Source organism: Pseudomonas karstica, assembly GCF_009707515.1.
Taxonomy (GTDB): domain Bacteria; phylum Pseudomonadota; class Gammaproteobacteria; order Pseudomonadales; family Pseudomonadaceae; genus Aquipseudomonas; species Aquipseudomonas karstica.
This window is the reverse complement of sequence record NZ_WLYI01000036.1, coordinates 1-13,696: the sequence shown is the minus strand read 5'-3', so window position 1 is coordinate 13,696 and position 13,696 is coordinate 1. Positions and strand designations below refer to the sequence as shown.

Here is a 13,696-nt window from a genome sequence, read left to right as displayed (position 1 = left end):
GCTCCTTAGCGGTTTAGCGGTTTTCCAGACTTGCAGCGCGGGCGTATGGCAGAGCGCTTTCGGAGCCTTTGAGCGCCGATTGCTCGGCGTGCTGGCGCAGGTAGCTTGGTAGACGCTGATCCTGCCAACCGGATTGACCTTGCAGCACACCACTGGCCATCGGGCCGGTAGTGTCAGTGCTTTCCTTATAGCCAGCCAGTACGGCAGGCCCCTTGACCTGCGGACCGGCCATAACCGGTTGCTGGGTCTGCTGGGCCAGTTCGGCCCCTGCGATTTCGTCCTGGTTGTACAGACGAACACCGGCCAGTACAGCGACGGTCACCGAGGCAGCCACTGCCAGACGCCCCAGGTTACGCCAAGGGCCGCGGGCTGCCTTGGCCGGAACAGCTTCATCGGCCAGCGCAGCAGAAACGGCCGTAGCAATATCCAGACGAGGGATTAGTAGATCCTTGTGCATCACCGCCCGAGCGACTTGGTAACGAGACCAGGTATCACGGGTTTCGGCGTCATCAAATGCGTTGAGCACCCGACGAAGCTCCAGTTCATCCGCTTCGTTATCCATCACTGCGGACAGCGATTCCTGCAGGGCATCACGACTCATGGCGGTTCCTCTCTTGGCTGTCGCCGCTGTCTTTAGTTTTCCTGCAACAATGGTTGCAGGGCTTTATCGATGGCTTCCCGAGCCCGGAAAATCCGGGAGCGAACGGTCCCCACCGGACACTGCATGACACTCGCAATGTCCTCGTAACTCAGACCATCGAATTCACGTAAAGTTAATGCCGTACGTAAATCTTCTGGCAGTTGCTGAATCGTTCGATGGACGGTGCCCTCGATCTCGTCGCGCAGCAATGCACGCTCCGGCGACTCGAGATCCTTGAGGCCGTGATCACCATCGTAGAATTCTGCATCTTCCGAACTCACATCACTATCTGGTGGGCGGCGGCCGCGAGAAACCAGATAGTTCTTCGCCGTGTTAATGGCGATGCGGTATAGCCACGTGTAAAACGCACTATCACCGCGAAAATTACCAAGTGCGCGGTAGGCCTTGATAAAGGCTTCCTGCGCAACATCCTGGGCTTCATGGGTGTCGTGCACAAATCGCACGATCAACCCGAGAATCTTGTGCTGGTATTTCAGCACTAGCAGATCAAATGCTCGCTTATCGCCGCGCTGAACACGCTCGACCAGCTGCTGATCCTCTTCCTGGGTTAGCATGAACACTCCTCGTTGTGCCTGGAGGAGACTTGCATAACTAAACGATCAGGCTTGCAAACATAGACTCGGGCTTTTCGCAAAAGTTCTCCCCTCCAAGCAAGTTTCCGGCGCACACTGATTTGGCACACGCGAAAAACGCAGCACGGGCAACGCCGGCTGCGCGAATAATCTTGTCGCCGGTTTTCTGACACGCCTCATGTTCCAGGCCGGCCAGCAATTCCAACGTTTTCCCAGCTTTCGGGCAACCTGCTATTGAGTCGGAACTTATGCAAAAAGTTCCCGTATCAATACCGGGCCGTTTTCTGAAAGCCGTGCAGTTCGTTGACCGTAGTCTCACAATGCCACGAATCCCCGCTATTGTGCCGATCCCCCCCTCTATATACTAGTGGGTCGTGCGACCCTTTGATTCGCCGATCCAGGTGTCCTGTTTGCGCCAACCCTTCGGATCGCTTTTTGCGGAATCCTTCAAATGAGCCAACAGTTTCAACACGATGTCCTGATTATTGGCAGTGGAGCGGCAGGCTTAAGCCTTGCGCTGACCCTGCCGAGCCATCTGCGTATAGCCGTACTGAGCAAAGGCGACCTGGCCAATGGCTCGACCTTCTGGGCCCAAGGCGGTGTCGCAGCCGTACTGGATGACACCGACACCGTGCAATCCCACGTCGAAGACACCCTTAACGCTGGGGGCGGCCTGTGCAATGAAGACGCGGTGCGCTTCACCGTCGAGCACAGCCGCGAAGCCATCCAGTGGCTGATTGACCAAGGCGTACCCTTCACCCGGGACGAAGAGTCCGGCAGCGACGACGGCGGCTTCGAGTTTCACCTGACTCGCGAAGGCGGCCACAGCCATCGACGCATTATTCATGCCGCCGATGCCACGGGGGCGGCTATCTTCAAGACCTTGCTCACCCAAGCGCGACAGCGGTCCAACATCGAACTGCTGGAGCAACGAGTCGCCGTCGACCTGATCACTGAAAAGCGCCTGGGCCTGCCAGGCGAACGCTGTCTCGGTGCCTACGTCCTCAACCGTGGCAGCGGCGAAGTCGACACCTACGGTGCCCGCTTTACCATCCTGGCCTCGGGCGGCGCGGCCAAAGTCTATCTCTATACCAGCAACCCCGACGGCGCCTGCGGCGACGGTATCGCCATGGCCTGGCGTTCAGGCTGCCGGGTGGCCAACCTGGAATTCAACCAGTTCCACCCCACCTGCCTCTATCACCCCCAAGCCAAGAGCTTCCTGATCACCGAAGCTCTACGCGGTGAGGGCGCGCACCTGAAACTGCCCAACGGCGAACGCTTCATGCAACGCTTCGACCCACGGGCCGAACTGGCGCCCCGGGATATCGTGGCCCGGGCCATAGACCACGAGATGAAGCGCCTGGGTATCGATTGTGTCTACCTGGACATCAGCCACAAGCCCGAAGCCTTCATCAAGACCCACTTCCCGACGGTCTATGAGCGCTGCCTGGCGTTCAATATCGACATCACCAAAGGTCCGATCCCGGTAGTCCCGGCGGCGCACTACACCTGTGGCGGTGTCATGGTCGACCAGCAAGGCCGCACCGACGTGCCCGGCCTGTACGCCATCGGTGAAACCAGCTTCACCGGCCTGCATGGCGCCAATCGCATGGCCAGCAATTCGTTGTTGGAATGCTTCGTCTACGCCCGCTCGGCGGCTGCCGACATCCTCGAGCAATTGCCGCGCATCCAGGTTCCCGACGCCCTGCCACGCTGGGACGCCAGCCAGGTTACCGACTCGGATGAAGACGTGATCATCGCCCACAACTGGGACGAGTTGCGGCGCTTCATGTGGGACTACGTAGGAATCGTGCGCACCAATAAGCGCCTGCAACGAGCGCAGCACCGGGTGAGATTGTTGCTGGACGAAATCGACGAGTTCTACAGCAACTACAAAGTCAGCCGTGACCTGATCGAGTTGCGCAACCTGGCCCAGGTCGCCGAACTGATGATTCGCTCAGCCATGGAGCGCAAGGAGAGTCGAGGCCTGCATTACACCCTCGATTACCCGCAAATGCTGCCTGAGGCCCGGGACACTATCCTGGTGCCAGCCACCTACAGCGACTGAACTTCAAGCGCACCCGCAGGCGTCGATGCACATCGGCGACCTGCGAATCCCTCGGTACACAGATCGACCGCACCCGCCACTCTCCCGGCACCCGAAAGCGCAGTACCACGATCAGTGGCAAAGCCAGGCTATCGGGACGCAGTTGCACACTGCGCCAACCCTGTGCAGCACTCCACAGTTGCCAGCCATCAGCATCGCGACGCAAGCCGCGAATCGATAAACGATGAGTCAATAAAATATGACGCGGCAGGGCCCAAACAGCATGGACCAGGCACAGGGAGCCCCCCAACACAGCGGCCCAGAAGGGAACAGAGAGAACCAGCAGAGCACCCAGCGCGAACAGTTGGGCGAGAAGATACACCGCCAGCAACAGCCGTGAGGCCTGCCAGCGGCATTCGAAGCTATTACTTGGGCTGGACACGATCCAGAATCATCCGAACCATGCGTTGCAGCTCTGGATCCTGCGACTCGGCGCGCTCCATGAACCAGCCGAACATGTCCTGGTCTTCGCATTCCAGCAGCCTGCGATAGCAGTCACGGTCGACATCATTGAGGTGTGGATACACCTCCTTGACGAACGGTACCAGCAACACATCCAGCTCAAGCATGCCACGACGGCTGTGCCAGTAGAGGCGATTGAGTTCTACATCTTCGACCATGGAGCGCTCCTCAAATAGAGCGCAAGTATACAGGCCCGGGAAGCTCGGAACAGTCGGCTTTGGTCGGCATATGGAAACTACCCATTTGCCGGGCGCCCCTCTATGATGCACCTATGATCTTTCAACCTGCGATGACCCATGGCTGACTCTGCTTTTTTCTGTCCCTTGTCCCACGAAGGCGTACTCGCCGTCCGCGGCGCTGATGCTGCCAAATTCCTGCAGGGGCAACTGACCTGCAACCTCAATTACCTGAGCGACACCCAGGCCAGCCTCGGTGCCCGCTGCACCCAGAAAGGCCGCATGCAGTCGAGCTTCCGTATCCTGTTGCAAGGTGACGGCGTGCTCCTGGCCATGGCCAGCGAACTGCTCGAGCCACAACTGGCAGACCTTAAGAAATACGCCGTGTTCTCCAAATCCAAGTTGACCGACGAAAGTCCCGCTTGGGTGCGTTTCGGCCTGACCGGGGCAGACTCGGCACTGGCCAGCCTGGGCTTGGAATTGCCACCTGAAACCGATAGCGTCGCCCGTACCGACGAACTGATCGCCATTCGGGTCTCCCCTGGCCGCACCGAACTCTGGGCACCCGTCTCGCAAGCCGACACCCTGCGCAACCAACTGGCCGCGCAATTGAGAGAAGGTGACCTGAACCAGTGGCTGCTGGGGCAGATCCGCGCCGGCATCGGCCAGGTCATGGCCCAGACCCGCGAACTGTTCATTCCGCAAATGCTCAACCTGCAAGCCGTTGGCGGCGTCAGCTTCAAGAAAGGCTGCTACACCGGTCAGGAAATCGTTGCCCGCATGCAATACCTGGGCAAGCTCAAACGGCGCCTGTATCGCCTGAGCCTGAATGCCAGCGAATTACCCACACCAGGTACGCCGCTGTTTTCACCCAGCCATAACAGCGCCATCGGGGAAGTGGTACTCGCCGCCCAGGCAGGCCCAGTGATCGAACTTCTAGCAGTGCTGCAAGCCGAAGCAGCAGACGCAGGAGATGTACATGTGGGTACGCTGGAAGGACCAGGTTTGCAATTGCTGGACCTGCCCTACTCGTTGGACCGCGATCGTGAGATCCAGCGTTAATCGCCATACTTTTTTGTAGCGCCCTAGAGAGTAGAAATGAACAAGCTGGCGGAAAAAGTCCAACAGGCTTTGGTTGTGGCCATCGATAACGATGACCTGGTTCTGCCAACATTACCGGAAGTAGCCCTGAACATTCGTCAAGCCGCCGAAGACCCAGAGATCAGCATCAGTCACTTGAGCAAAGTGATCGGCCGCGACACCGCCCTATCGGCGCGACTGATCAAAGTGGTCAACAGCCCGTTGCTGCGGGCGACCCAGGAAGTCACCGACCTGCACACCGCGATCACTCGGCTGGGCACCAACTACAGCAGCAACCTGGCCATTGGCCTGGTGATGGAGCAGATCTTCCACGCCCGATCCGACGTAATCGAGCAGAAGATGCGCGACGTCTGGCGCCGTAGCCTGGAAGTGGCAGGCGTCAGCTACGCCTTGTGCCGCAAGCACAGCCAACTGCAACCCGACCAGGCAGCCCTCGGCGGCCTGGTGCACCAGATTGGCGTGCTACCGATCCTGACCTATGCCGAAGATCACTATGAGCTGCTGTCCGACCCGGTCAGCCTCAACCATGTGATTGAAAGTATTCACCCGCAACTGGGGGACAAACTGCTTCGGGTCTGGGACTTTCCGCAGATGCTGGTGGACGTACCGGGGTACTACCTGGACCTGGGCCGTGACTCTGACAAACTGGACTACATCGACCTGGTCCAGGTGGCGGTGCTGTACTGCCACAAAGGCACTGATCACCCGCTGGCCACTGTGCCACTGTCGACCCTGCCGGCGTTCAAAAAGCTCAGGATCAACCCGGAAAATCGCACCTTGAATGCCGAGATGGATGAAGCGCGGTCGATGTTTTACTGACGCCCCGGCAGAAAAACGGTTCAGCCGGCGACAAAGCTCACCCGCACCTTCAACCCTGCCAGCTCGCCATCATGCAGACTGATCTGCGCCAGATGCGCCCGGCAAATCTCGCCGACAATCGCCAGGCCCAGCCCTGAACCCACTCCCTGTTGATTGCTCCGATAAAAACGCTCGAACACCCGGTCCCGCTCGTCGAGCGCAATCCCCGGCCCATCGTCCTCCACTTCCAGCACCGCCGGCGCCGTGACCCGCAGGATCACATTACCGCCCGACGGCGTGTGCGCCAGGGCATTGTCCACCAGGTTACTCAACAGCTCGTTCAACAAGGTCGGCTCGCCTCGCAGCCAGACCGGCTCATCCGCCTCCAACGCCAGGGCGACGCCACGGGCATGGGCCAATGGCGCCATGGCCATCCCCAGTTCACGGGCCAACTGGCTGAGATCGAGCAACTGCGCGCCCCCTTCGGCAATCGCCCGAGCACCGTTTTCGATGCGGGCCAGGGACAACAACTGATTGGCCAAGTGAGTCAGTCGATCGGTGCCCTGGGCTGCTGTTTCCAAGGTACTGCGCCAGGTCGCCGGGTCTTCGGCGCGCAAGCCCAACTCCAGGCGAGCCTTGAGTGCGGCCAGGGGTGTACGCAACTCATGGGAGGCGTCGGCGATAAATTGCGCCTGACGCTCGAACTGACCACGCAAGCGTTCGGTGAAATGGTTAAGGGAATGCACCAACGGTCCCAGTTCGTGCTGCACTTCCACCAGCGGCAGGGGGCGCAAATCGTCCGGCTGACGCTCTTCCACTGCCGTGCGCAAACGCTCCAGCGGGCGTAGAGCTGCGCTGACAGCGAACCACACCAACAACAGTGCGCCGACGGCCAACATGCCCAAACGCAGCAACGTATCAGCCATCAAGCTACGGGCCATGCTGACCCGCGCTTCATCGGTTTCCGCCACGCGGATTTCCGCCATACCGTTCATATTCGGCTCGGATACCGGCTTGAGCAGGCTCACTACCCGCACGTTCTGCCCCTGGTACCTGGCGTTGTAGAAACTCGCCAGGGCCGGGTAGTCGTCGGTGCGCGGCGTGCCCGACGGAGGGCCTGGCAAGTTTTCGTAGCCGGAAATCAGCTTCTGGTGAATATCATTGACCTGATAATAAATCCGCCCGGCACTGTCGTAGGCAAACGTGTCCAAGGCGACGTAGGGCACATCGGCACTGAGGGTACCGTCGCGCTGGGACAGTCCGGCGGCGATAGTACGCGCCGAGGCCAGCAGGGTCCGGTCGTAGGCGGTGTCCGCCGCCTCGCGACCATTCCAATAAGCGCTCAAGCCGCTGGCCAGCATCAATACCACCAGCAACAGCGCCAGGTTCCACAACAAACGCCAGCGAAGGCTGCTGGGCTTATGCATCGCGGGCTTCCAGCAAGTAACCCAGGCCACGGAAGGTCACAATAGCCACCGGCTGGCCGTCGAGTTTCTTGCGCAGGCGGTGCACATAGATTTCGATGGCGTCAGGGCTGGCTTCCTCATCAAGGCCAAACACCTGGGACGCCAATTGTTCCTTGCTCATGACCCGGCCCGGTCGTGCAATCAACGCCTCCAGCACCGCTTGTTCACGGGAGGTCAAGGTCAGCAGCTCATCACCCAGCGTAAAGCGCCGCGTATCGAGGTCGTAGGCCAGCGCGCCACATTGCTGCTGGCGCTCGCCACCCAGCACACTGCGACGCAACAAGGCCTTGACCCGAGCCTCCAGCTCAGTGAGTTCAAAGGGCTTGGCCAGGTAATCGTCAGCGCCCAGGTTCAGACCATGCACCCGGTCTTTCACATCACTGCGGGCAGTCAGCATCAACACCGGCAAATTTTTCCCACGGGCCCGCAAGCGCGCCAGCACCTCGAAACCGTCCATGCGCGGCAGGCCTACATCAAGGATCGCCACCGCGTATTCCTCGCTGCTCAAAGCCAGGTCCGCCGCCACCCCATCGTGCAGCACATCGACCGTCAACCCCGTGCTCTTGAGCGCTTGGGCGACACTTTCGGCTAGCTGCAAATGATCTTCGACCAGAAGGACACGCATGGATCTGTACCTCGTTGAGGGTGGTCGGCACCACACAAAGACTGCGAGTTTACAGGCGACGCCTGCACTGTGAAGCCCGAAAACATTGAAAGGCGACTGAAAGGTTAATGAAAGCTTCGACCTTTAGCATCCAGCCACGGTGGGCTACGTCCGCCGAGCTATTTCACCGATAGCGCCCGAAAAACGCCTCGATGCGTTTTCATCCAATAAGAACAATAACGGGAGTATTCCAACAATGCTGTCCTCGCAGCTGCAGGCTTGCCCGCCTGTTCGTTTTTCACGCCTGACCTCCACCGCCCTCGCCAGTGCCGCCGCCCTTGCCGGTTTCTCGCCGCTAGGCCAAGCCGCCTTCTTCGAAGACAGCAGCGCGACCCTCGAAACCCGCAACATGTACTTCAACCGCGACTTTCGCGACGGCACCAGCGCCCAGCAGTCCAAGCGCGACGAATGGGCCCAGGGCTTCATGCTCAACCTGCAATCGGGCTACACCGATGGCACCATCGGTTTTGGGGTCGATGCGCTGGGCATGCTGGGAGTCAAGCTCGACTCCAGTCCCGACCGTACCGGCAGCGGCCTGTTGCCAACCCACGACGACGGCCGCGCGGCCAGCGAGTACTCCAAGCTGGGCCTGACCGGCAAGGTGAAGATCTCTGCCACCGAACTGAAAATCGGCTCGCTGATCCCCGAGCTGCCGATTCTCATGCCCAACGACGGCCGCATCCTGCCGCAAACCTTCAACGGTGGCCTGCTGACGTCCAAGGAGTTCAAGAACCTGGTGTTCACCGGGGGCCGCCTGGATAAGGTCAAGGATCGCGACGACAGCAACTACGAAGACATCACCCTCAACAACAAGAACAGCCGCTTCCTCAGCAGCGCCACCGGCAAGCATTTCAACTTCGGTGGTGTGGACTACAAGTTTGCCGACAAACTCACCGGCAGCTACCACTTTGCCCAACTCGACGATGTGTATCGCCAGCACTTCCTCGGCCTTGTCGCCTCGCGCCCCATGGGCCCTGGTACCTTCGCCGCCGACCTGCGCCTGGCCATCAGTGACGACACCGGCAGCGCACGTGGCGGCAATATCGACAACACCTCACTCAACGGCCTGTTCAGCTACGCTCTGAACGGCCATAAACTCAGCGCCGGCTACCAGCACATGTCTGGTGACAGCGCCTTCCCCTACGTGGATGGCAGTAACCCGTACCTGATCAACTTCGTGCAGATCAACGACTTTGCCGGCGCCGAGGAGCGCTCCTGGCAGGCCCGTTACGACTATGACTTCGGCAAACTGGGGATTCCCGGCCTGAGCTTCATGAGCCGCTACCTTTCAGGCGACAACATCAAGCTCAAAAATGGCGAGACCGGCAAAGAGTGGGAACGCAATACCGAGGTCAAGTATGTGGTACAGAGCGGCACGTTCAAGGATGTGGCCGTACGCTTGCGCAATGCCACTTACCGCTCCAACTATTCGGCCCGTGATGCAGATGAAGTGCGCTTGCTGGTCAGTTACAGCGTAGCGCTCTGGTAGTAGACACACCCTATAACAACAAATGACGGAGACACCCATGACCTTTTCACTGCGTAAATTTGCCCTGACCGCCGGTTGCCTGTTATTCGCCGGCCAACTGCTGGCAGCCGACGAGCCCAAGCGCCCGGAATGCATTGCCCCGGCCTCCCCTGGTGGTGGCTTTGACCTGACCTGCAAACTGGCGCAAAGCGCGCTGGTCAACGAAAAACTGCTGAGCAAGCCGATGCGTGTGACCTACATGCCTGGCGGTGTCGGCGCAGTGGCCTACAACGCCGTAGTGGCGCAGCGTCCAGCGGATGCCGGGACTCTGGTGGCTTGGTCCAGCGGTTCGCTGTTGAACCTGGCCCAAGGCAAATTCGGGCGTTTCGACGAAAGCGCCGTACGCTGGCTGGCGGCCGTCGGCACCAGCTACGGCGCCATCGCGGTCAAAAGCGATTCGCCCTACAAAAACCTCGACGACCTGGTCCAGGCCCTGAAGAAAGATCCGAGCAAGGTAGTCATCGGCTCCGGCGGTACCGTCGGCAGCCAGGACTGGATGCAAACCGCCCTGATCGCCAAGGCCGCCGGGATCAACCCGCGGGAATTGCGCTATGTGGCCCTCGAAGGCGGCGGTGAAATCGCCACTGCCCTGCTCGGCGGTCATATTCAGGTGGGCAGCACCGACATCGCCGACTCCATGCCACACATCCAAAGTGGCGATATGCGCTTGCTGGCCGTATTCGCCAATGAGCGTCTGGACGAGCCGGAAATGAAGAACATCCCGACCGCCAAGGAGCAAGGCTACGACATCGTCTGGCCGGTAGTGCGTGGTTTCTATCTCGGGCCAAAAGTCAGCGATGAAGACTACGCCTGGTGGAAAGCTGCTTTCGACAAACTGCTGGCCTCCGAAGACTTCGCCAAGCTGCGTGACCAACGCGAACTGTTCCCGTTTGCCATGACCGGCCCGGAGCTGGACACCTATGTGAAAAAACAGGTGGCTGACTACAAAATACTGGCCAAAGAGTTCGGCCTGGTCCAGTAATCGCCTCTTGTTTTCGCGGCCACGCCCCTGTGCATCAGGGGTATGTGGCCCAGGAGTTCCACATGCTCTTACAACGCATTTTCGCGGCCGTGATGTTGCTGGCCTGCGGGTGCCTGGCACTGATGGCCTGGCCATATCAGGCGTCGTTTTCCTACGAGCCCGTCGGGCCTCGGGCCTACCCTTTGTTGATGCTCGGGCTGATGAGCCTAGCATTGATTTACATGCTGTTTCGTCCACAACCGATCAAACACAGCGACGACGAACCACCGCTGGACCGCGCCACCCTGATCAAAATTGGCATCTGCGTGGCGTTGCTACTGGTATTTGCCGGCACATTCGAACCCCTGGGCTTCATTCTCAGCAGCATGCTGATCGGCATTCCGATGGCCCGGCTGTATGGCGGCCGCTGGCTGCCCGGTGCGGTGATCATCACCTTGATGAGCGTCGGTCTTTATCTGCTGTTCGATAAAGCCATGGACGTGCCACTGCCCCTCGGCCTGCTCGACGTTCTGGAGAACTGATATGGATACTTTTGGCTATTTGGGCCAGGGTTTCGGCGTCGCGCTGAGCCCCTACAACCTGGTGACTGCGCTGTGCGGCACCCTGATCGGCACCGTGGTCGGCCTGCTGCCGGGCCTGGGCCCGATCAACGGCGTGGCGCTGTTGATTCCTATCGCTTTCGCCCTTGGGCTGCCGCCTGAGTCAGCATTGATCCTGCTGGCCGCGGTGTACCTGGGCTGCGAATACGGCGGCCGTATCAGCTCGATCCTGCTGAACATCCCGGGCGAAGCCTCCACCGTGATGACCACCCTCGACGGTTACCCGATGGCCCGTAAAGGTCTGGCCGGCGTGGCCTTGTCGTTGTCGGCCTGGAGCTCGTTCATCGGTGCGTTCATCGCCACCTGCGGCATGGTGCTGTTCGCCCCGCTGCTGGCCAAGTGGGCGATTGCCTTCGGCCCTGCGGAATATTTCGTACTGATGGTGTTCGCCATCGTCTGCCTGGGCGGCATGGCCGGTGACAAGCCGTTGAAAACCTTTGTCGCCGCGTTGATCGGTCTGTTCCTGTCAGCGGTGGGTATCGACGCCAACAGCGGCGTGTACCGCTTCACCGGCGACAACATTCATCTGACCGACGGCATTCAATTCGTGGTGCTGGTGCTGGGACTGTTCTCCATCAGCGAGATCCTGCTGTTGCTGGAAAAAACCCACCGTGGCCAGGAAGCAGTGAAGGCCACCGGACGCATGATGTTCAACTTCAAGGAAGCCTCGGCGGTGTTCGCCGTGAACATTCGTTGCGGCCTGCTGGGTTTCATCATGGGCGTGTTGCCAGGTGCCGGTGCGACCTTGGCATCAGCCGTTGCCTACATGACTGAGAAACGCCTGGCCGGCGCCAGCGGTAAATTCGGTCAGGGCGATATGCGCGGCCTGGCTGCTCCGGAAACCGCCATCGGCGCTTCCGCCTGCGGCGCCTTGGTGCCCATGCTGACCCTCGGCGTTCCGGGTTCGGGCACTACGGCGGTGATGATCGGCGCGTTGTCGCTGTACAACATCACCCCTGGCCCACTGCTGTTCCAACAGCAACCGGACATTGTCTGGGGTCTGATCGCATCGTTGTTTATCGCCAACACCATGCTGGTGATCCTCAATATCCCGATGATCCGAATCTTCACCCGCATCCTCGCCGTACCGAACTGGGCGCTGGTGCCGGTGATCGCGATCATCACCGCGATTGGTGTCTACGCGGTTCATGCCACTACCTTCGACCTGTTCTTGATGGTGGGTATCGGCATCTTCGGCTACATCCTGCGCAAGATGGACTTCCCGCTGTCGCCGGTGTTGCTGGGCTTTATCCTCGGTGGCCTGATGGAACAGAACCTGCGCCGTGCACTGTCGATCTCCAACGGTGGGCTGGAGATCTTGTGGTCGAGCCCGATTACCCTCGGGGTCTGGGTGCTGATCGTACTGATGCTGCTGTTCCCGATCGTGCGTATCTGGCGCAAGCGTTCCCAGCAGCGTCGTACCGTGGCCGATGTCTGAAGTCACCTTTAAACATTGGTGGGGAACCCCGCTGGTCGGCCTGGCCGGCGGGTACTTGGCCAGCCTGGTCGGCTGGCCATTGCCGTATATGGTCGGCTCGTTGCTGGCGATCATCCTGGTGCGTTGCCTGACCCCCTGGCAGTTGGCAGAGATTCCCGGCGGTCGCAAATGTGGCCAATGGGTGGTGGGGATCGGCATCGGCCTGCACTTCACGCCCGTGGTGATCGAGCAGGTAATGAGCCACTTCGGCCTGATCTTCTTCGGTGCACTGATCACCAGCCTGTCGAGTGTAGTGGGCGTGTGGTTGATGCGCCGCAGCGGTGAAGATCGTGCCACCGCGTTTTTTTCCAGCATGCCGGGCGGTTCCGGGGAGATGGTCAACCTCGGCGCACGCAATGGCGCGGTGCTCAGCCGCGTGGCGGCCGGGCAGAGTTTGCGGGTGCTGGTGGTGGTGCTGTGTGTGCCGGCGATCTTCAAGTATTTGCTGGACGGCGGCGCGCCACAGTTTCATCCGGCACCTGTCGACTGGGCCTGGCTGGCCCTGCTGTTTCCGGCGGGAGCCTTGGTCGCCTGGGGCTGGCAGCGTTTGCGCCAACCCAACCCTTGGCTATTTGGACCGTTGTTGGTCAGCGCCATCGCCAGCGTGACCTGGGATTTGCACATCGGCCTGCCCGACGGCGGCAGCCAAATCGGCCAATGGCTGATCGGCAGTGGCCTGGGTTGCCACTTCAATCGCCAGTTCTTTCGCCGCGCACCGTCGTTCATGGGCCGGACCTTGATTGGTACAGTCTTGACCATGGCGCTCGCCACTCTGGCGGCGGTTGGCTTGAGCGCCCTCACCCACCTGGACCTGCGCTCACTGACCCTGGGCATGATGCCCGGCGGCATTGCCGAAATGAGCCTGACGGCGGAAACCTTGCAATTGTCGGTGCCGCTGGTAACGGCAATGCAGGTGATGCGTTTGTTGTTTGTGTTGTTTCTGGCTGAGCCATTGTTCAGGCATTGGAATCGGCAACCGGAAAACCCCCTGTAGCCGCTGTCGAGGTACGAGGCTGCGATAAGGGCCGCAGGACCTTCAGCAATCTCAAGGCCCCAGGCGTCTGCTGCGCAGCCGATCGCAGGCTACGCCAGCGGCTACAGGT

Annotated in this window: 14 protein-coding genes; 8 read left to right on the top strand and 6 right to left on the bottom strand. The window is 60.2% G+C overall.

Going from position 1 to position 13,696, the window contains the following annotated elements; translation table 11 throughout:
• Window positions 1-13 precede the first annotated feature (13 nt).
• Together GIR22_RS22060 and rpoE are read right to left on the bottom strand one after the other, a co-directional pair.
• Window positions 14-601 carry a sigma-E factor negative regulatory protein gene (locus tag GIR22_RS22060; RefSeq protein WP_154745390.1) on the bottom strand — a complete coding sequence of 196 codons (588 nt, stop codon included), beginning with the start codon at window positions 599-601 and terminating at the stop codon, window positions 14-16.
• A 32-nt stretch (window positions 602-633) separates the two neighbouring features.
• Window positions 634-1,215 carry an RNA polymerase sigma factor RpoE/AlgU gene (rpoE, locus tag GIR22_RS22055; protein ID WP_003172477.1) on the bottom strand — a complete coding sequence of 194 codons (582 nt, stop codon included), beginning with the start codon at window positions 1,213-1,215 and terminating at the stop codon, window positions 634-636.
• 469 nt (window positions 1,216-1,684) lie between these two features.
• On the opposite strand from rpoE, the gene nadB reads away from it, so the two are divergent.
• Entirely contained in the window at window positions 1,685-3,301 is a 1,617-nt protein-coding gene (gene nadB, locus GIR22_RS22050) for an L-aspartate oxidase (protein ID WP_154745389.1), read from the top strand.
• Here the strand turns inward: nadB and GIR22_RS22045 are convergent.
• Window positions 3,270-3,722 (bottom strand): protein YgfX, encoded by a 453-nt coding sequence (locus GIR22_RS22045; RefSeq protein ID WP_178122414.1) that lies wholly within the window; start codon window positions 3,720-3,722, stop codon window positions 3,270-3,272. The genes nadB and GIR22_RS22045 overlap by 32 nt on opposite strands.
• Window positions 3,706-3,960 carry an FAD assembly factor SdhE gene (locus tag GIR22_RS22040; RefSeq protein WP_154745388.1) on the bottom strand — a complete coding sequence of 85 codons (255 nt, stop codon included), beginning with the start codon at window positions 3,958-3,960 and terminating at the stop codon, window positions 3,706-3,708. The genes GIR22_RS22045 and GIR22_RS22040 overlap by 17 nt, the downstream gene beginning before the upstream one ends.
• 138 nt (window positions 3,961-4,098) lie before the next feature.
• On the opposite strand from GIR22_RS22040, the gene ygfZ reads away from it, so the two are divergent.
• Together ygfZ and GIR22_RS22030 are read left to right on the top strand one after the other, a co-directional pair.
• The gene (ygfZ, locus tag GIR22_RS22035; RefSeq protein WP_154745387.1) at window positions 4,099-5,040 is read left to right on the top strand and encodes a CAF17-like 4Fe-4S cluster assembly/insertion protein YgfZ; all 942 of its coding nucleotides are present in this window, start codon (window positions 4,099-4,101) and stop codon (window positions 5,038-5,040) included.
• Between the two features lie 36 nt (window positions 5,041-5,076).
• Complete coding sequence (locus tag GIR22_RS22030) at window positions 5,077-5,898, top strand: HDOD domain-containing protein (RefSeq protein ID WP_154745386.1); 822 nt, start codon at window positions 5,077-5,079, stop codon at window positions 5,896-5,898.
• Between the two features lie 20 nt (window positions 5,899-5,918).
• On the opposite strand, the gene GIR22_RS22025 is transcribed toward GIR22_RS22030, so the two are convergent.
• Window positions 5,919-7,304, bottom strand: coding sequence for a sensor histidine kinase (locus GIR22_RS22025; RefSeq protein ID WP_154745385.1), 1,386 nt, complete (start codon window positions 7,302-7,304; stop codon window positions 5,919-5,921).
• Window positions 7,297-7,968 (bottom strand): response regulator, encoded by a 672-nt coding sequence (locus tag GIR22_RS22020; protein WP_154745384.1) that lies wholly within the window; start codon window positions 7,966-7,968, stop codon window positions 7,297-7,299. The genes GIR22_RS22025 and GIR22_RS22020 overlap by 8 nt, the downstream gene beginning before the upstream one ends.
• A 235-nt stretch (window positions 7,969-8,203) precedes the next feature.
• Here GIR22_RS22020 and GIR22_RS22015 point away from each other — a divergent pair, with 235 nt between their 5' ends.
• From GIR22_RS22015 to GIR22_RS21995, 5 genes are all read left to right on the top strand, one after another.
• Complete coding sequence (locus GIR22_RS22015) at window positions 8,204-9,496, top strand: OprD family porin (protein ID WP_154745383.1); 1,293 nt, start codon at window positions 8,204-8,206, stop codon at window positions 9,494-9,496.
• Between the two features lie 37 nt (window positions 9,497-9,533).
• The gene (locus GIR22_RS22010; RefSeq protein WP_154745382.1) at window positions 9,534-10,517 is read left to right on the top strand and encodes a Bug family tripartite tricarboxylate transporter substrate binding protein; all 984 of its coding nucleotides are present in this window, start codon (window positions 9,534-9,536) and stop codon (window positions 10,515-10,517) included.
• Between the two features lie 62 nt (window positions 10,518-10,579).
• Complete coding sequence (locus GIR22_RS22005) at window positions 10,580-11,038, top strand: tripartite tricarboxylate transporter TctB family protein (RefSeq protein WP_154745381.1); 459 nt, start codon at window positions 10,580-10,582, stop codon at window positions 11,036-11,038.
• Between the two features lies 1 nt (window position 11,039).
• Window positions 11,040-12,554: a tripartite tricarboxylate transporter permease gene (locus GIR22_RS22000; protein ID WP_154745380.1), complete on the top strand. Its 1,515-nt coding sequence runs from the start codon at window positions 11,040-11,042 to the stop codon at window positions 12,552-12,554.
• Window positions 12,547-13,587 carry an AbrB family transcriptional regulator gene (locus GIR22_RS21995; RefSeq protein ID WP_154745379.1) on the top strand — a complete coding sequence of 347 codons (1,041 nt, stop codon included), beginning with the start codon at window positions 12,547-12,549 and terminating at the stop codon, window positions 13,585-13,587. Before GIR22_RS22000 ends, GIR22_RS21995 begins: the two co-directional genes overlap by 8 nt.
• Window positions 13,588-13,696 lie beyond the last annotated feature (109 nt).